Source organism: Bartonella taylorii 8TBB (genome assembly GCF_902825155.1).
GTDB lineage: Bacteria > Pseudomonadota > Alphaproteobacteria > Rhizobiales > Rhizobiaceae > Bartonella > Bartonella taylorii_A.
Genome location: NZ_CADEAG010000001.1, coordinates 430,402 through 449,885, shown reverse-complemented (window position 1 = coordinate 449,885; position 19,484 = coordinate 430,402). Strand labels below are relative to the sequence as shown.

Here is a 19,484-nt window from a genome sequence, read left to right as displayed (position 1 = left end):
ATAATATTTCCAACTCGTCGAATGAAAAATTCTATGCCCACCTCAAACACAAAAAACTCACCCAACCTACGGAACTTATAAACCAACACATAACTTTATTTACTGATTCAAACTACAATATGCACTAACTTTATGACAAGAGTCTTTCCTTCCTGAAGAGTCTATTTAGAATGTTTTCCCCAACTTGCAAATCAAGCACAAACCAAATTATCGTATTTGCTTAAAACTTTTTCCTTCAAATGCTTCTTGTAGAACCCTCATTGGCTTTTTTTTCAATCAGTGTAATAACCTACTATGTGGATTTGTGATAACACACTGGTCGCGATGTACCTAAAGATACAATACTGTCTTATTTGCAGCATTGTTCTGTTTATTGTACGGTACCATTTAAAATATAAAGGAAATAGCAATGAGTGCTACCACTGTACAGTCACTTTATAAGTGTTTTGCTCGACGTAATTTGCATTTTAAACAAGGCAATGGTGTGTGGCTTATTTCTGATAAAGGAGAGCGTTATCTTGATTTAGCATCTGGCATTGCTGTCAATGCATTAGGGTATGCGCATCCAAAACTGGTCGAGACGCTCAAAATACAAGCTGAAAAACTTTGGCATATTTCCAATCTTTTTCAATCACCTGAACAAGAAGCTCTTGCTGCACGGCTTTGTACAAACAGCTTTGCTGATAAGGTCTTTTTCTGCAATTCTGGTGCTGAAGCATTAGAATGTGCATTCAAAACTGCTCGTCGCACTCATTATGTATCTGGTCAACCAACACGCGTTGAAATTATTACTTTTGAAGGTGCATTTCATGGGCGCACACTTGCAACACTTGCTGCTACGGGACACGAAAAATATCTTGAGGGTTTTGGTCCCAAAGCTGGTGGATTTATTCAAGTTCCTTTTTGTGATGAAAGCGCTTTACGTAATGCACTCAATAAAAACACCGCAGCTATTCTTATTGAACCCATTCAGGGCGAAGGAGGAATACGAACAGTCTCTCATGAAACTTTAAGGTTCTTACGCAAAATATGCGATGATAATAATCTATTATTAATTTTGGATGAAGTTCAAACGGGTATTGGACGAACAGGAAAACTTTTTGCTTATGAGTGGAGTGATATCACACCTGATATTCTTACCCTCGCAAAAGGACTAGGTGGCGGATTTCCGTTGGGAGCTTGTCTTGCAACAGATAAAGCTGCAAAAAGTATGACACCAGGAACACATGGCTCGACATTTGGCGGTAATCTTCTTGGGATGGCTGTAGGCAACAGTGTTCTTGATATCATATTAGAACCAGGCTTCCTCCACCATGTTCAACATATGGGGAATAAGCTAAAAAGTGGTCTTTCGAGCATTCTCAATGCCTATCCTGATATTATCTGTGCAATTCAGGGTGTGGGCCTTATGGTAGGCATTCAGTGCGTCATTCCCTCAGATGTTGTCGTCAGTGCCTTGGAAAATGAATATGTTCTAAGCGTTAGTGCCAACAACAATGTGGTGCGTTTATTGCCTCCCCTTATTATTAAGGAAGAAGAAATAGATGAAAGCTTGCAGCGTATTGAAAAAGCAATTGCTTATCTTTCGCAAACAAATAAAAAAAGGCAAATATTATAAACATGACAAATGTTCTTCGCCACTTTACCGACTTATCTGTTTTAACCCCACCAATAGCACGCGCACTTATCGATTATGCTAAAACCCTCAAAGCATCTTTCAAAACAGGGAAAAGTTCAAAACCTTTCGTTGGCAAAACACTCGCGATGATTTTTGAAAAACCGTCTACACGAACCCGTGTTTCATTTGATATTGGCATGCGTCAGCTTGGTGGGAACACGATCATGTTAACAGGCTCAGAAATGCAGCTCGGTTATAGCGAAACTATCGCCGATACAGCGCGTGTATTATCACGTTTTGTGGATATTATCATAATACGCACAACAGCACATCACCGGATGCTCGAATTGGCACAATATGCCCAAGTTCCCATTATTAACGCCCTCACAGATGACACACATCCTTGCCAAATTCTAGCAGATGTCCTAACCTATGAAGAACATCGTGGACCAATCGCTGGCAAAACATTTGCTTGGATGGGAGATGGCAATAATGTTCTTCATTCTTTGATCGAAGCAACAGCTCTCTTTAATTTTCATTTACGCCTTGCTACACCAAAAGGCAATGAACCACAAGAAAAATACGTTAGCTGGGCACGTGAGCGCGGAGCTAATATTATGCTCACAAACAATCCTCAAAAAGCTGCCGAAGATGCCGATTGCATTATAACCGACACATGGTTTTCCATGGGGCAAGAATTTCGCGCCCGTAGTCATTCTATTTTCAAGCCTTACCAAGTTAATGAAGCTTTGATGAAATTAGCTAAACCCAATGCCCTTTTCATGCATTGTCTACCTGCTCATCGTGGAGAAGAAGTCGTAGATTCCGTGATCGATGGACCGCATTCTGTTGTTTTCGACGAAGCTGAAAATCGTCTTCATGCTCAAAAAGCAATTCTTTCTTGGTGTTTACAAGATGCGTTTTTCTCTCCACAATAACCTGCCAAAACAAATCATATACAAGGCAAAGATATGAGTGGAGAAAGCAAACAAACTAAAAATGAAGACTCTCTCAATAATATCTGCTGGAACGCAGATGATACCGTTATTCCCTTTCAAGTCGAAGAACTTGATATCCGTGGTCGTGCCGTACAACTTGGAGAAACTTTAAATTCTATTCTCACAAGACATCAATATCCTGAACCAGTTTCTTACCTTCTAGCAGAGGCTTTAGTCTTAACTGTTCTGCTTGGTACCTCCCTGAAACTTAAGGGAAAATTTATTTTACAAACCCATTCTAATGGGCCGGTTAATATGTTAGTGTGCGACTTCTCTCCTCCTTCCAGTCTACGCGGTTATGCTCGTTTTGATAAGGAACAGTTAAAACAAGCAACAGCTAATGAACAAATATCTTCAGCAACCCTTTTGGGAAGAGGCACTTTAGCCTTCACGATCGACCAAGGCATACACACACAGCCCTATCAGGGGATAGTTGCATTAGAGGGAGAAAATTTACAAGAAGCTTCCCGTACTTATTTTGATCAATCAGAGCAAATTCCTACCGATATTCGTTTAGCAGTTGCTATATTAGTCAACAGAGACCAACACGGAAGACCACAGAAAAGTTGGCGAGCAGGAGGTATTTTAGCCCAACTTTTACCCCAAGAATCGTCTCATCATAAAATATATGAACCCGATAAAAAACAAGAAGAGATCAGAACACATGATCGGCTTAAAGACCAATGGCAAGAAGCCAAAGCACTGATGGTAACCATTGAGAGTGCAGAATTGACAGATCCTCAAGTCGGCAGTAAACAGCTATTGTTCCGTCTTTTTCATGAACAAGGTGTTAGAATTTTTAATCCCTTTTCTCTTGTAGATCAGTGCTCTTGTTCGCGCGAAAAAATTAAAGAAATACTGGAAGGCTTTCCTACTGATGAACGGAACAAAATGGTTCAAAACAAATATATTTCAGTCAAATGTGAGTTTTGTTCAACAACGCATCGTTTTAAACCGCAAGAATTTTCTGAAACAAAAATGTAACCAAATATTCCTCACAAAAAGGAAAATGTTGATTGCAGCTAAAACCCTTTTAATTACGTAACTGAAACCTAGTAACAGCTAACATCAACCGTTAAAATATTTTGTGTATCTCGTTTCCTTAGAGCTAACCGCTCTTTTGTTGCCTACACAATCATACACTTGTTCAAATCAGTATTCATACCATATGCTGTTTATAAAAATAGCGCTTATAAAATCATCTTCATGCGAGAACAAGTACAGTATGTAGATAGTAAATACAATGAGAACGCTAGTCTGTTATTTTATAAACATAAGAATGGTAGTAATACACCTTCATTATCGTACATGCCCCAAGGGAAAAAGCGAAGACAAAATATTGTGATTTTGATAACATGCTGCTGATAACAGCCATCCTCTTCTAAAATGACTTGAGCAGAGCACTGTCTGTAAAAATTGGACGCAATGGCGCGAATATCACGATACAAATTTGCGCTCTCACACTTTTCCAGAAAATATAGCTTGCAAAATACTATAGCTGATAAAATCAATATTAAATTCGAAATAGCCCAAACAATATCATCCCCCTTTTCATGGCAAAAAACGGCGCAACCAAATATAAAGCGCTCCTCCTCCACCATGCTGGCGAGCCGCTTGTTCAAACGCATGAACACAATACCGAAAAGCTGGGGTTGATAACCAATAAGGGACAAACTTATACAAAGCACCATCACTTCCAAGAGACTGGCCTTTTCCTGTAATCACAAGCACATAACGTAATCCACTCTGCTGAGATGATTGGAGAAAATTTTTTAAGAGAAAATAAGCTTCTTCCTGCCCATACCCATGAAGATCAAGACTTGCCTCAAGTGGATAAAGACCTTTGGCAATTTTACGATGTACAATACGATCGAAGAAACGGATCTTATGTGCTTGTGCAACTGTTCCCTTTTCTCTTTTAAGAACGGTTGGTTCTTGTTGGTTGCTCTGAAATAATGAAAAGATTGGTGTTACGTACTGTTTTTTACTGTCGATATTTACAACATCTTTTGCAGTAGAAGAATGGAGCTTATCATGAAGCGGAATTGTAGTATGACAAACCATCTCCCATAAAAGACGATCTCGTGAAGCTAATAAATCCCTTTTTTGTCTCCATTTATCCGTGGACATTTCAATCTCTTATAAATCTTATTTATACGATCTTGTAAAAAAAGAGATCTTAATTTGCATCTTCTGTTGCAAAAAGTTTCCAATTTGGATCCGACGATAAGCTATTGCGAACAAAAGTCCAAACATCCCTAATTTCTACAATAGCATCAGGATCACCGTCTATGCGCTCTCCCTGCTCGTTATAGGTTACAGAAATCATTTCACTGATAATCCGTACAGTTATAAATTCATCCTTGTCTTGTATTGCAGCTGAGATAAACTCGATCTTATTAATTCCAACAAAAGTAAACTCAACTCTTTCATTGTTGTTTTCGCGTTTCTCAATGGCAGCACAAAAACTCTCAAAAACATCTTGAGAAAGTAACTTTTTAAGTTGATCGCGATCACCTTTAGCAAAAGCTGTTACGATCATTTCATAAGCAACTTGAGCACCTTTTATAAAAAATTGAGGAGAAAAATGAGAATCAATTTTGCGAAGCGCCCGCAAACCTTCATTCAGTGCACTTCCCTCTGGTGAAATAGCGTCAATTTCGCTAAAATCGTTCTTTTTTGAATTGCTTTGATGAGGGAACGAAACAATATTTTCAACCGTTTCTGTCTCAACCTGTTTTTTAGAACGACGTGAATAAGGATCAAAGGGAGGCTTTTCAAAACCAATCCGTTTTCCTAATACATTACGGAGTTGCACAAAAACGACAACCATAATAACAAGAGCTATGACAAATATAAAGTCAAATTCCATGGGTGCTGTCAATCTCCAAACTTAAGCTGACTTGTAATAAACATTGCTGTCAATATCATCTATCAGTAAATATGTAAAATAGGGAATCTACTATTCAAATATTTTTATAACTTCTCATGTATTTTTATAGCCTTTATTCATGTATGTTTAAAAAGATAGCTCTTATAATTTTCTACCCCAAAAATTAAAGAAAGGAATTTTCATGTGATAAAGTCTTACCCCATCAATCCTCGCTTTTTTATCATTATCCTCCTCAGCATTCTCTTGATCGAAATCGCTGGTTTTATCTTTGTCGGGAAAGAAATTGGAATTCTAGCAACTCTGAGTTTGATTGTTCTCACAACAATATCTGGAACCATTTTGCTGCGAATTCAAGGAGTTAGCATTTTAAAAAATATGCAACGTGAAATTATTCAAAGGCATACAGTAGAGAATAATATTATCAATGATGCTTTCATCATTCTTAGCGCAATTTTACTTATTCTTCCCGGCTTTGTAAGCGATATTTTAGGAATATTACTTCTTATTGGGCCAATCCGTTCTATTGTCTGGCTTTTCTTTTCATCATTTAAAAACAAAATAAACACGCATACTAAAAATAAAACCAATGATCAGCATGATTCTGAAAAAATAATTGATCTTAAAGCAGAAGATTACAAAATCCATAATACCACAGAATCTCCATGGCGTAAAAATAATGACAATCATTGAAGTGCCAAAAAAATCTGTAACGGACGTAAAAATAATCAAGACAAGGGAAACGTTTCTTGCAACCTTTTGCAAGGCATGATAACCACCTTGGTTTTTAGATCTAAAAAGAAATATAGACAATTAATAATGAGAGGTTTGTAGTATGGCCGAAAGTGAAATAAAGAACAGTGGTGGAGAGCCAATTTTTGCTGTATTAACTCAATATTTAAAAGATTTCTCATTTGAGAACCCAAATGCTCCTCGTTCACTGCATCCACGTGATAAGGCACCACAAATTGATATCAACATTAATGTCAACGCTGATCCAATTGGTGATGACAATTATGATGTCGTTTTATCCCTCTCCGTCAAAGCCAATGATGACACCGAAATATTGTTTCATGTAGAAATGATTTACGGTGGTGTTTTTCATATTCAAAACATTCCACAAGAACATATTATGCCTCTTGTTTTTATTGAATGTCCACGCCTTTTATTTCCATTTGCTCGGCAAATCATCTCTGATGCCACCCAAAATGGTGGTTTTCCACCTCTGTGGATTGATCCGATTGATTTTGCAGCATTGTTTCAAAAACGTATTGCTGAAGAACAAAAAAACAATCAGAGTCAGGCACAACCCTCTTAGAAATATTTTTCATTATAAAAAAGGCCCTGAAATATCAGAGGCCTTTATTTTTTACAACTTTTTCGCATGATAAGCTGCTAGCATTGCGATATTGACAACATCCGTATCGTTTCCACTAAACGGTACAATTTGGACAGATTTTTCCAACCCAATCAAAATAGGTCCAATAATGGTTGCTTCACCAAGCTCTTGCAACATCTTGCTCGCAATGGAAGAGGCATGATATCCAGGCATTACCAAAATATTAGCTGGTTCCGTTAATCCCATAAAGGGATATTGCTGCATCAATTTCAAATTGAGTGCCACATCAGCACTCATTTCTCCATCAAATTCAAAATCAACTTTGCGTTCATGCAACATGTTAACAGCATCCTGAATTTGCTGCGTAACTTGTCCTTTCATGTAACCAAAAGTAGAAAATGCTACAAATGCTACCCGTGGTTTATATCCAAACTCCCTAACAAAAGAAGCTGTCTGTTCTGCTATATCAGCAAGTTCTTCAGCGTCAGGAGCCTCATAAATAGCTGTATCGGCAATAAACACCGTTCTTCCACGGCAAATAGCCATTGAAATACCAATCAACCGTTCCTTAGGTTTCTCATCAATCACTCGGCGTATATCAATTAACGCTGTTTCATAATTGCGCGTCACCCCTGTAACCATCGCATCAACGTCCCCTAATGCCACCATACACGCAGCAAAATAATTGCGATCATTATTGATGCGGCGATGACAATCGCGTAACAACCAACCTTGGCGTTGCATCTTTTTATAAAGATAATTCGCATAAGCATCCGTGCGACAAGAGAGCTTAGCATTCATAATAGAAATACCTTCACGTTCAAGATCAATGCCAGCAATAGCAGCAGTTTCTCTCACTTGTTCTTCACGACCAATCAAAACCGCTTGCCCTAGTTTTTGATGAACATAGGAAACAGCTGCCCGCATTACCTGCTCTTCTTCACCTTCTGCAAAGACAATTTGTTTTGGCGCTTGACGAACATGATTATAAACTCCACGCATCATAGAGGAAATGGGATCACGTCTTGCCCTCAAATCACGCTCATAAGCCTCTAAATCATCAATATGTTTTTGCGCAACACCGCTTTCCATTGCTGCTTTTGCCACCGCCATTGAAACAACCGTGAACAAACGCGGATCAAAAGGAACGGGGATGATATAATTTGGACCAAATTTTAACCGCTTTCCACGATAAGCTTCCGCAACACTGTCAGGCACTTCTTCATGAGCCAGACCCGCAAGAGCCCTTGCTGCAGCAATCTTCATATCTTCATTGATAACCGTCGCACGTACATCAAGCGCACCACGAAATATATAAGGAAAACAAAGAACATTATTAATCTGGTTTGGATAATCTGAACGACCTGTTGCTACAATGGCATCATCGCGCACTTGCATAACTTCTTCTGGCGTAATTTCTGGGTCAGGATTGGCCATAGCAAAAATGATCGGTTGTGGCGCCATCGACTTTACCATTTCAGGAGTAATGGCACCTTTAGCAGAAACCCCGAAAAACATGTCAGCGCCTTCCATTGCCTCAGCAAGCGTACGCTTATCTGTTCGAATGGCATGAGCAGACTTCCACTGATTCATTCCCTCTTCACGTCCTTCATAGACAACACCCTTCGTATCACATAAAATAATATTTTCAGGTCGAAATCCCATCGCCTTAATCAGTTCAATACAAGCAATCCCAGCAGAACCAGCGCCATTACAGACTAACCGAGTATTTTGCATATCGCGCCCCGTTAAAGATAAGGCATTGAGCACACCGGCAGCCACAATAATCGCTGTACCGTGTTGATCATCATGAAAAACAGGGATATTCATAACCTCGCGTAAGCGACTTTCAATCATAAAACACTCTGGTGCTTTAATGTCTTCAAGATTGATACCACCAAAAGAGGGCTCCAAATGACGCACTAAATTGATAAAACTCTCTGGATCATTAGTATCAACTTCCAGATCAATAGAATCAATATCTGCAAAGCGTTTAAAAAGCACTGCTTTGCCTTCCATCACCGGCTTAGATGCAAGCGCCCCTAAATTGCCTAAACCCAAGATAGCTGTTCCATTTGAGATAACAGCAACAAGATTTCCCTTTGCAGTATAATCATAAGCTAACGCTGGATTTTGCGCAATTGCCTTAACCGGAACAGCAACACCTGGCGAATAAGCAAGTGCTAAATCATGCTGCGTTGCCATAGACTTTGTTGCAATAATTTCAAGCTTTCCAGGCCGACCACGACTATGAAAATCAAGGGCTTCTCGCTCACTGGCATTATAAACCATTTGAGGCATTTTCTGATCCTGCTCACTTTTTTTCATCTCACTTAATTTTCTCCCAAAACAGTGTAAATTCTGCTTGATAATGCATGTCATTATCCGATTTTAAAATTTGATTCATATGCCATAAATCGCTATGCTTGCTTTAACGAACCTGTTCATGCGTTCAATCCAGAAATAATGAAGATAAACATTGAAGTAAACAAAAAAGGGCGTCAAAGCCTCACTTGAAAAAACGAGCGCGTAAAATGGATAAGAAAACTAACCATAAAAACGATTTAATCCCACAACCTGCGCCCTCATCTGCTCCCCAACAAAAACGTCTCACACCTATGATGGAGCAATATATAGAAATCAAAGCAGTTAATAGCGATTCCCTTCTCTTTTACAGGATGGGTGATTTTTATGAATTATTTTTTAATGATGCGGTTGAAGCGGCTCAAGCTTTAGGAATCACACTCACAACACGTGGCAAACACTTGGGTGAAGATATTCCTATGTGCGGTGTTCCCGTTCACGCTGCAGATGATTACTTGCAAAAATTGATCGCCTGCGGTTATCGTGTTGCTGTTTGTGAACAAACAGAAGATCCCGCAGAAGCAAAAAAACGTGGTTCAAAATCCGTTGTTCAACGCGATGTCGTACGCCTTGTCACCCCTGGAACCATAACAGAAGAAAAACTTCTTGATCCAACGCGTGCAAATTATCTGATGACACTTGCCCGTATCAAAACAAGTGACGGAGAAGATTTTGCCCTTTCTTGGATTGATATCTCAACAGGCATATTTCGTGTAATAGAAAGCCGCCATGAAAAACTTTTGGCAGACATTATGCGCATAGATCCACAAGAAATCATCGTCGCAGACTCTTTTTTTTATGATAAATCCCACAAGCCGCTTTTTAATGTTCTCGATCGCGTTGTTTCACCTCAACCCGCTAATCTCTTTGATCCAATCACCGCTGAACGTGATATTTGCAATTATTTTAAACTCTCAACCCTTGAAGGTGTTGCCAATTATTCACGCACCGAACTCTCCGCTATTGCCGCTGCCATTCGTTATATCGAAAAAACGCAAATCACGCATCGCCCTCCTCTTATGCGCCCTGAACGCCAAAATGAAAGCGCTACGCTTTTCATTGATGCAGCAACCAGACTGAGCCTTGAGCTTGTTCGGACCACATCAGGACAACGCGATGGAAGCTTACTAAAAGCTATTGATCGTACCGTAACAGGAGGTGGATCACGCCTTCTTGTTGATCGTCTCATCGCACCCCTCACTACACCTTCAGCTATTGATCATCGTCTCGATTCGATTGCCTTTTTTCTACGCAATACATCCCTTGCAGAAGCTATAAAGCTCATTTTAAAAGGGGGGCCAGATATGCCACGCGCAGTTTCTCGGTTAGCTCTTGGACGGGGGGGGCCCCGTGATATGGCCGCAATCCAACGCGGCTTTGAAATCATTCGCGAACTTCATCAGCTTCTTAACGATGCGTTACTTCCTCAAGAAATAAGTGATGTACAGCAGATTTTCTCACACTTACCTACTACTTTGCACTTTCATTTAGAACAAGCACTAGCCGATGATCTCCCATTGCTTAAACGTGATGGTGGTTTTATTCGTCCTCAGTATCATAAAGAACTGGATGAAATGCGTGCTCTACGTGATGAATCTCGTCGTGTCATTGCTGAACTTCAAGCACAATATGCCCAAGAAACAGATATTAAAACGCTTAAAATAAAACATAACAATATTCTAGGCTACTTCATTGAAGTAACTAGCTTACAAGCACCCGCGCTTACAAATAGTTCACAAGCAAAAGCTCGTTTTATCCATCGGCAAACGATGGCAAATGCTATGCGTTTTACCACAACAGAACTCGCTGACCTCGAAAGTCGTATTTCTCATGCCGCAAACCACGCATTGACACTTGAATTGGAAATCTTTGATACTCTTGTCAATGAAATTATTGAACAGGTTGATTTCATCCGTAAAGCTGCTGAAGCTCTTGCGATTTTGGATGTATCCGTGGCGTTAGCGCATCTCGCTGAAGAACAAGGATATTGTCGTCCTATAATTGATCATTCACTTACCTTTCATATTACCGCAGGACGCCATCCTGTCGTAGAGCAAGCACTACGAAAGCAAGCAGCAGAACCTTTTGTTGCCAACAATTGTGATCTCTCTGCACAGGAAAATCATCAATATGCAGCAATTTGGCTTTTGACAGGTCCTAATATGGGAGGAAAATCAACTTTTTTACGGCAAAATGCTCTTATCGCTATTATGGCGCAAATGGGTTCCTTTGTCCCTGCAACTTCAGCCCACATTGGCGTTGTTGACCGCTTGTTTAGTCGTGTTGGTGCTTCTGATGACCTTGCACGGGGGCGCTCAACCTTTATGATGGAAATGGTCGAAACAGCAACGATTCTTAATCATGCGAGTCACCATTCCCTTGTTATTCTTGATGAAATCGGACGAGGTACATCAACTTTTGATGGCCTTTCCATTGCTTGGGCAGCTGTTGAATATCTTCATGAAGTTAACCACTGTCGTGCTATTCTCGCCACACATTTTCATGAAATGACAGCACTCACCCAAAAACTTAATCGTCTTCATAACGTAACCATGAAAGTCAAAAATTGGGATGGTGATGTGGTTTTTCTTCACGAAGTTGCGCCAGGAGCTGCTGATCGATCCTACGGCGTACAAGTTGCAAAACTTGCTGGACTTCCCGCGACAGTTATTACCCGTGCTACAGATGTTCTGCACCAACTAGAACAAGGTGAAATGGCTGGAAAAGGACATAAATTAATTGATGATCTACCGCTGTTTTCCCTTAAAACAGCATCTCCCATAAATGAAGAAACACACAAACATTGCATACTTCATGAAGCTTTAGAGAATATTCATCCCGATGAACTTTCCCCTAAGCAAGCTTTAGAAGCACTTTATCGCCTTAAACAACTTGAGAAAAATACCTCCCTATAGGCAAATTAAAAAAAGTGTCTCTTCATGGTTATTCTTCACGCGTAGCAACCATGCACGCTATTATCATTTCTTTTTATACCAAATGTATCTTGATAAATACAATGCATAGAGAGACAAAGCCTATATATAATATTTCTTAAGATGAATTCTTTATTCTCATATGAAAAAAATGAAAACTACAGAAACCCTAAAATTATACTCGCAATGATTCAAAATATCCTGTTAAGAACATTGAAAAACCCGCTTGAAGTGCAAAAATCTCTAGAAAACCTGTCTTTCACAAGATGAACCTTCATCTCATCAAAGATTACGAACAGCTCCCTTAGCAGCAGAGGTTGTCATAGCTGCATATGCCTTGAGAGCCTTTGAAATTTTACGCTTACGCTCCTCAACCGGTTGCCAAGCCGCTTTTTCTTTTGCTTCCATTTTGCCATGACGATGCATCATCTCAATGTCATCGACTATCATATGAATGGTACGATTAGGAATATCTATTTCTATAATATCTCCCTCTTCTACCAAAGCAATTGCTCCTCCTTCAGCAGCTTCTGGTGAAACATGCCCTATCGAGAGCCCTGAAGTTCCCCCTGAAAAACGACCATCCGTTATAAGCGCACAAACTTTTCCCAATCCTTTAGATTTGAGATAGCTCGTGGGATAGAGCATTTCTTGCATTCCAGGCCCACCACGTGGACCTTCATAACGGATTACAACAATATCACCTGATTTAATTTTATTATTCAAAATTGCTGAAACAGCTGAATCTTGACTTTCAAAAATTCTTGCTGGTCCTTTAAAAGTTAAAATTGATTGATCAACACCCGCTGTTTTCACAATACAGCCATCTTTTGCAAGATTTCCATAAAGAACTGCCAGTCCTCCATCTTGCGAATATGCATGTTCGTTATCGCGAATCACACCTTTTTCACGATCAAGATCTAGAGTCTCATAGCGACAAGATTGACTAAAAGCTGTCTGTGTTGGAATACCTCCTGGGGCGGCACGATAAAATTCATGGATTATTGGTTCATGGGTTTGTTTCACATCCCAACGACTAAGGGCTTCTTTCATCGTTTTTGCATGCACCGTATAAGCGGATGTATCAATAAGTCCAGCCGCATCTAATTCTCCTAAAAGTCCCATAATACCACCAGCGCGGTGTACATCTTCCATATGGACATTCGCTACAGAAGGTGCAACCTTGCATAAAACAGGAATACGACGCGAAAGGCGATCAATATCCGTCATAGTAAAATCCACTTCACCTTCTTGCGCTGCAGCTAAAATATGCAAAACAGTATTGGTTGACCCTCCCATAGCAATATCCACAGTCATTGCATTTTCAAAAGCCTTGCGCGAAGCAATAGAACGCGGCAAAACTGTTTCATCGCCTTTTTCATAATAACGCTTGGCTAATGTAACAATCTGTCGTCCAGCTTCTTCAAAAAGCATCCGACGATCTGCATGTGTTGCTAGCATCGTTCCATTGCCTGGAAGAGAAAGCCCTAATGCCTCAGTCAGACAATTCATAGAATTAGCAGTAAACATTCCTGAACAAGAACCACATGTAGGACAAGCAGCACGTTCCATTTCAGCAACTTCTTCTTCCGAATTATGCTCTGAAGCCGCTGCAATCATAGCGTCAACTAAGTCAACCGTAAGATCTTGATTTTTCCATTTAATCTTACCCGCTTCCATAGGGCCACCTGAAACAAAAATTGTTGGAATATTTAAGCGTAAAGAAGCCATTAACATGCCAGGCGTAATCTTGTCACAATTGGAAATACAGACAAGCGCATCAGCACAATGGGCATTGACCATATATTCAACAGAATCAGCAATAATTTCACGGGAAGGCAAAGAATAAAGCATTCCATCATGCCCCATGGCAATTCCATCATCTACAGCAATTGTGTTAAATTCCTTCGCGACACCGCCAGCAACAGCTATCTCTTGTGCTACCAGTTGCCCAAGATCCTTTAAATGGACATGCCCTGGTACAAATTGTGTAAAAGAATTCGCAATCGCAATAATGGGTTTACCAAAATCTGTCTCTTTCATCCCTGTTGCACGCCAAAGACCGCGAGCCCCCGCCATATTGCGTCCATGAGTCGATATTCTTGAACGGTAAGCAGGCATTATTTTTTTCCCCTCAAATAATTCCATTTTCTCTGTTGTGCCGCAAGCTAGTCTTAAAGACAAGAACTCTTGCGTGAAAAAGAGAAAAATGCTTCTATCGAGACATTTAAATCACAAAATTAAAGCTACGCATAGGCCCGTTTGAGAGCCATTGTTCATAATACAATGAGGCCCTCCAATAATATTGTTTTTAAGAAGAATGATCTTTATCATTTATAGAATTGCAAATAGCTATCTCTTGGCTGCATAAATCTTTAAGATTGAGGTAATGTTGAAACAGGTATTTGCCTCATTATAGAAATAGTTGGTCTATCATATAACACAACCTTCATCAGTGATAACTTTCTAATCTAGAAGCCTTTTATTTTCTACATTTTCATCACAAATGATGAACAGCTTGCGTTTTTTTATACAGCAGAATCCTATGAATACTATAAATGAACAAACATAGTGAATAATTTTGAAGAAGCGCCTTATAAAATCATTGAAAAATACAAAGCAAAGTTACATTGAAGCAATCTCTATGGAGAACACCGTGCTTCTTGATCAGTGTATAAAGTATTTTTATAAATGCTACTGCTTTATTAAGCAAATGTTTCACCTTTTTGGTGGAGCTAAGCGGGATCGAACCGCTGACCTCTTGCATGCCATGCAAGCGCTCTCCCAGCTGAGCTATAGCCCCACATAAATATGGATTCTTCCCTAAAAGAACAAGTAAACAATCTTAGAGGAGTTTTTAGAACGATAAAAATCGAAGATCAAGAAGAATTTGCATTCAATGAAAAGAATGCCCTCTCGCTCTTTTTAAGAATCATCATCGTTAGAAACACCACCTCCGAGAATATCAGCAACGTCATCATCCTCATCGTCTTCGTCGTGAGACAAAAATGTATCATCGTCATCCCCGAGATCCACATCACTATCCTCCAAATCAGGAAGATCATCATCTTTAGAGTCGTCACCATCCTCTTCAAGAAGCATAAAAGCAGATTTTTCAAGTGCTGTATCAAGCTCTTCCGTATCAACTTCTTCTTCACTATTTGCTTCAGCTGCTGCAACCTCAAAATAAGAACGCGGATAAGAAATCCCTGTATAAGGCGACACAATAGGGTCGCGATTAAGATCATAAAATTTCTTTCCCGTTTCTGGATCAACACGCTTAGTTCCAAGATCCTGTTTTGCCATGAACCATGCCTCTTTGCTTAACTATAATTCCATTAAAAGATAAATTTCATGGTGCTTAATCAAAAAATAATGTCTTTGTCAAAGATAAAAACGTAGTGCTACATGGATTTCCTCATGACGCTTTTCAAAGCATGTGCTAAAGGGAGCGTAATTTAACGAAACGCAAATAGAGATTAAATAGAACTTCTATGCAAAAAGCAATATCCATAACCGCCTACAAATCTACCAGCCTTTCTGGTAAAATTAAAATACCAGGAGATAAATCAATCTCCCATCGGTCTCTTATATTGGGAGGGTTAGCCAGTGGTGAAACACATATTCACGGACTTCTTGAAAGCGATGACGTTCTCAATACAGCAGCTGCTATACAAGCCTTAGGTGCTTGTATTATTAGGAAAAACGGTCTCTGGGTTATTCGTGGAACAGGAAATGGTTGCCTTTTAGCAGCGCAAAGCCCTTTGGATTTCGGTAATTCTGGAACGGGCGCACGCCTCGTTATGGGAATGGCTGGTCCTTATCATATGAAAACAACCTTTGTCGGTGATACCTCTCTCTCCAAACGCCCTATGGGACGTATTCTCGATCCACTACGTTTAATGGGCGTTGAAATTGAAGCAACACATGACGACCGTCTTCCTTTAACGCTTTATGGACCGAAAACGGCTAGCCCGATTCGCTATCGTTTACCAATGGCTTCCGCCCAAGTTAAATCAGCAATCCTCCTTGCTGGACTCAATACCGCCGGCACTACAACTGTTATTGAGCCCATTCTCACACGAGATCATACAGAAAAAATGTTAAAAGCGTTTGGTGCTGAACTTGAGATAGAAACAGATGCTGAAGGTACGCGTTTTATTCATCTTAATGGCCAACCACACCTTACTGGACAAACTCTTGATATCCCAGGCGACCCCTCTTCTGCAGCTTTTCCGCTTATTGCCGCCCTTCTTGTAGAAGACTCCGATATCACCATTGAAAATGTTCTTATCAACAATTCTCGAATGGGGCTTGTCAAAACATTATGGGAAATGGGAGCTCAAATTGAGCTTTTGAACCAACGCCAAACAGGTGGAGAGGATGTTGCCGATCTGCGCGTTCGATCATCAATGCTAAAAGGCGTAACGGTGTCTAAAGAACGCGCTCCATCAATGATTGATGAATATCCTGCTTTGGCGGTAGCAGCAGCTTTTGCGGAAGGCAAAACAGTTATGCTAGGAATTGAAGAATTGCGCGTTAAAGAATCAGATCGACTGTCTGCACTTGCTCAAGGGCTAAAAATAAATCACGTAGAGTGCGAAGAAGGAAAGGATTTTCTCATTGTTCATGGAAAAAACTCCGCAAAAGGACTAGGTGGTGGATACGTCAACACACATCTTGATCACAGAATTGCTATGTGTTTTCTTGTCTTTGGATTGGCATCAGAACAACCCGTTACTATTGACCATAAACAGATGATCGCTACCAGCTTTCCAGAATTTATCCCTTTCATAAAACGGCTTGGGGGAAAAATCGCTTGAAACCTTTTATTATTGCAATTGATGGACCAGCAGCCTCAGGAAAAGGAACATTAGCAAGAAAAATTGCTACACATTATCGTCTTCGTCATCTCGATACTGGTCTTACTTATCGCGGTGTTGCCCAAGCACTTCTAAAACAAAAATTAGCTCTCGATGATGAAAAAAGTGCTCTTGCTTGTGCTAAAGAGCTTGATTTTAATACTTTAAATCTAGCCCTTCTCTCTTCTCATGAACTTGGTGAAGCCGCTTCAAAAATAGCACTCATCCCTACTGTACGCGAAATTCTTGTTGCCAAACAGCGTAACTTTGCTAAAATTTTGCCTGGTAGTGTGCTTGATGGACGTGATATCGGCACTGTCGTCTGCCCCGATGCAGATATTAAGCTTTATGTTCTAGCCAATGTTCAAACACGTGCAAAACGTCGCTATCAGGAGATTTTAAAAATAGGAGCCAAAGCAGATTATTATGAAATCCTAGCTCAACTTGAACAACGCGACAAGCGCGATATAACCCGTGAACACAGCCCGCTTAAACCAGCAAAAAACGCCCACTTGCTTGATACGTCAGAATTGAGTATAGAAACAACATTTGCAATTGCGCGCGCTTTTATTGATCCGATCATAAAAACGCGTATAATTGGATAATGTCGTCAAGGTAATTTCCGGCCAAGCGCTAATCTTTCTTCCTGTTATTGAGGAAAAAGGCAGGGAGTTACCGTGTATTAACACTAACCTAGCGCTTATACCTTTTGCAATTAAGGTATGTATCAGGAGTTCTTATGTCACAATACAATCCCACAACAGCGGATTTCGAAGCTCTTTTAATGGAATCCTTTCAAACTAATGATCTTAATGAAGGATCCGTTGTTAAAGGCCGTGTCATTGCAATCGAGAAAGATATGGCCATTATTGATGCTGGACTTAAAGTCGAAGGACGTATTCCACTCAAAGAATTTGGAGCTAAAGGAAAAGACGGTTCCTTGCAAATTGGTGATGAAGTTGAAGTTTATATTGAGCGCATTGAAAATGCGATGGGTGAAGCTATTCTATCGCGTGAAAAAGCACGGCGTGAAGAAAGCTGGATTCGTTTGGAAGAAAAATTCAATGCCGGCGCACGTGTCGATGGAGTTATCTTTAGCCAAGTAAAAGGTGGTTTTACAGTTGATCTTGATGGTGCTGTTGCTTTCTTGCCCCGCAGCCAAGTTGATATTCGCCCCATTCGTGATGTTTCACCTCTCATGCATAATTCGCAATCCTTTGAAATTTTAAAAATGGATCGTCGTCGTGGTAACATTGTTGTCTCACGTCGTACCGTTTTAGAGGAAAGCCGAGCCGAGCAACGTTCAGAAATTGTTCAAAATCTTGAAGAAAACCAAATTGTTGAAGGTGTTGTTAAAAATATTACCGATTATGGTGCCTTTGTTGATCTTGGTGGGATTGATGGTCTCTTACACGTCACCGATATGGCATGGCGTCGTGTTAACCATCCCTCTGAAGTTCTTACAATTGGTCAAACGATTAAAGTCCAAATTATTCGCATCAATCAAGATACACACCGTATTTCTCTTGGTATGAAACAGCTTGAAAGTGATCCTTGGGAAAGCATCAGCGCTCGATATCCGGTTGGTAAAAAAATTACCGGTGCTGTTACCAACATTACTGATTATGGTGGTTTTGTTGAAATCGAGCCAGGAATCGAAGGATTAATCCATATCTCCGAAATGAGTTGGACAAAGAAAAATATCCATCCAGGTAAACTTCTCTCTACATCACAAGAAGTGGAAGTGGTTGTCCTTGAAATTGATCCATCTAAACGACGTATTTCCCTTGGCTTAAAGCAAACATTTGAAAATCCATGGGTTGCTTTTGCTAATAAATTTCCTGTCAATTCACAAATCGAAGGAGAGGTCAAAAATAAAACAGAATTTGGTCTCTTCATTGGTCTTGAAGGCGATGTCGACGGTATGGTTCATCTTTCTGATCTTGATTGGAATCGTCCTGGTGAACAAGTCATTGATACGTACAATAAAGGTGATATCGTTAAAGCTGTGGTCCTTGATGTTGACGTTGAAAAAGAACGTATTTCTCTTGGAATTAAACAACTTTCCAGCGATAAAGTTGGAGAAGCAGCTGCTGCTGGGGAACTTCGTAAAGGTGCTGTAGTGACATGTGAAGTTACTGCGGTTAATGATAATGGCCTTGATGTGAAATTGATTGACCACAATCTTGAAACAACCATTCGTCGTGCTGACTTGGCTCGTGATCGTGATGAGCAGCGCCCTGAACGTTTCGCAATTGGTCAGAGATTTGATGCCCGCATTACTGCATTCGATAAAAAAACACGTAAGCTTTCAGTTTCTATCAAAGCTTTAGAAATTGCAGAAGAAAAGGAAGCTGTTGCTCAATATGGGTCAACAGATTCGGGTGCTTCTCTTGGCGATATTCTTGGTGCAGCTTTGAAAAAACAAGAACAAGATTAATTGTTAAAACATTTAAACAGTTGTTAAAATTAAGGTCGCC

The 19,484-nt window shown here is 40.0% G+C and carries 14 protein-coding genes and 1 tRNA gene; 9 read left to right on the top strand and 6 right to left on the bottom strand.

Going from position 1 to position 19,484, the window contains the following annotated elements:
• The first annotated feature begins 409 nt into the window (after positions 1-409).
• Genes J7R13_RS02000 through J7R13_RS01990 form a run of 3 tightly spaced genes read left to right on the top strand, consistent with a single transcriptional unit; the run spans position 410 to position 3,600 of the window.
• A complete protein-coding gene (locus J7R13_RS02000; protein WP_208437227.1) occupies positions 410-1,618 on the top strand; it encodes an aspartate aminotransferase family protein in 1,209 nt (402 codons plus the stop codon).
• 2 nt (positions 1,619-1,620) lie between these two features.
• Positions 1,621-2,556: an ornithine carbamoyltransferase gene (gene argF, locus J7R13_RS01995; RefSeq protein ID WP_425522872.1), complete on the top strand. Its 936-nt coding sequence runs from the start codon at positions 1,621-1,623 to the stop codon at positions 2,554-2,556.
• Positions 2,557-2,589: 33 nt separating this feature from the next.
• Positions 2,590-3,600, top strand: a complete 1,011-nt coding sequence (locus tag J7R13_RS01990; RefSeq protein WP_208437226.1) for an Hsp33 family molecular chaperone — start codon at positions 2,590-2,592, stop codon at positions 3,598-3,600.
• A 567-nt stretch (positions 3,601-4,167) separates the two neighbouring features.
• Here the strand turns inward: J7R13_RS01990 and J7R13_RS01985 are convergent.
• Together J7R13_RS01985 and J7R13_RS01980 are read right to left on the bottom strand one after the other, a co-directional pair.
• The gene (locus J7R13_RS01985) at positions 4,168-4,746 is read right to left on the bottom strand and encodes a Smr/MutS family protein (RefSeq protein ID WP_208437225.1); all 579 of its coding nucleotides are present in this window, start codon (positions 4,744-4,746) and stop codon (positions 4,168-4,170) included.
• A 49-nt stretch (positions 4,747-4,795) separates the two neighbouring features.
• Entirely contained in the window at positions 4,796-5,488 is a 693-nt protein-coding gene (locus J7R13_RS01980; RefSeq protein ID WP_208437224.1) for a Tim44/TimA family putative adaptor protein, read from the bottom strand.
• Between the two features lie 204 nt (positions 5,489-5,692).
• Between J7R13_RS01980 and J7R13_RS01975 the strand changes: the two genes are divergently transcribed.
• Positions 5,693-6,199, top strand: a complete 507-nt coding sequence (locus J7R13_RS01975) for an FxsA family protein (RefSeq protein WP_208437223.1) — start codon at positions 5,693-5,695, stop codon at positions 6,197-6,199.
• Positions 6,200-6,341: 142 nt separating this feature from the next.
• Complete coding sequence (gene secB / locus J7R13_RS01970) at positions 6,342-6,824, top strand: protein-export chaperone SecB (RefSeq protein WP_004858288.1); 483 nt, start codon at positions 6,342-6,344, stop codon at positions 6,822-6,824.
• A gap of 51 nt (positions 6,825-6,875) precedes the next feature.
• Here the strand turns inward: secB and J7R13_RS01965 are convergent, their stop codons facing one another.
• On the bottom strand, positions 6,876-9,173 hold the full coding sequence (locus tag J7R13_RS01965) for an NADP-dependent malic enzyme (protein ID WP_208432416.1): 2,298 nt from the start codon (positions 9,171-9,173) through the stop codon (positions 6,876-6,878).
• A gap of 206 nt (positions 9,174-9,379) precedes the next feature.
• On the opposite strand from J7R13_RS01965, the gene mutS reads away from it, so the two are divergent.
• A complete protein-coding gene (gene mutS, locus J7R13_RS01960) occupies positions 9,380-12,124 on the top strand; it encodes a DNA mismatch repair protein MutS (protein ID WP_208437222.1) in 2,745 nt (914 codons plus the stop codon).
• A 300-nt stretch (positions 12,125-12,424) separates the two neighbouring features.
• Here the strand turns inward: mutS and ilvD are convergent, their stop codons facing one another.
• From ilvD to J7R13_RS01945, 3 genes are all read right to left on the bottom strand, one after another.
• Positions 12,425-14,263 carry a dihydroxy-acid dehydratase gene (ilvD, locus tag J7R13_RS01955; protein WP_208432414.1) on the bottom strand — a complete coding sequence of 613 codons (1,839 nt, stop codon included), beginning with the start codon at positions 14,261-14,263 and terminating at the stop codon, positions 12,425-12,427.
• Positions 14,264-14,869: 606 nt separating this feature from the next.
• Positions 14,870-14,945 (bottom strand) — tRNA-Ala (locus J7R13_RS01950).
• Between the two features lie 122 nt (positions 14,946-15,067).
• Positions 15,068-15,448, bottom strand: a complete 381-nt coding sequence (locus J7R13_RS01945) for a TIGR02300 family protein (protein WP_004858276.1) — start codon at positions 15,446-15,448, stop codon at positions 15,068-15,070.
• A gap of 188 nt (positions 15,449-15,636) precedes the next feature.
• On the opposite strand from J7R13_RS01945, the gene aroA reads away from it, so the two are divergent.
• From aroA to rpsA, 3 genes are all read left to right on the top strand, one after another.
• Positions 15,637-16,965, top strand: a complete 1,329-nt coding sequence (gene aroA / locus J7R13_RS01940; protein WP_208437221.1) for a 3-phosphoshikimate 1-carboxyvinyltransferase — start codon at positions 15,637-15,639, stop codon at positions 16,963-16,965.
• A complete protein-coding gene (gene cmk, locus J7R13_RS01935; protein ID WP_208437220.1) occupies positions 16,962-17,609 on the top strand; it encodes a (d)CMP kinase in 648 nt (215 codons plus the stop codon). The genes aroA and cmk overlap by 4 nt, the downstream gene beginning before the upstream one ends.
• Positions 17,610-17,743: 134 nt before the next feature.
• Positions 17,744-19,444 (top strand): 30S ribosomal protein S1, encoded by a 1,701-nt coding sequence (gene rpsA, locus J7R13_RS01930; RefSeq protein ID WP_208437219.1) that lies wholly within the window; start codon positions 17,744-17,746, stop codon positions 19,442-19,444.
• Positions 19,445-19,484: the final 40 nt, after the last annotated feature.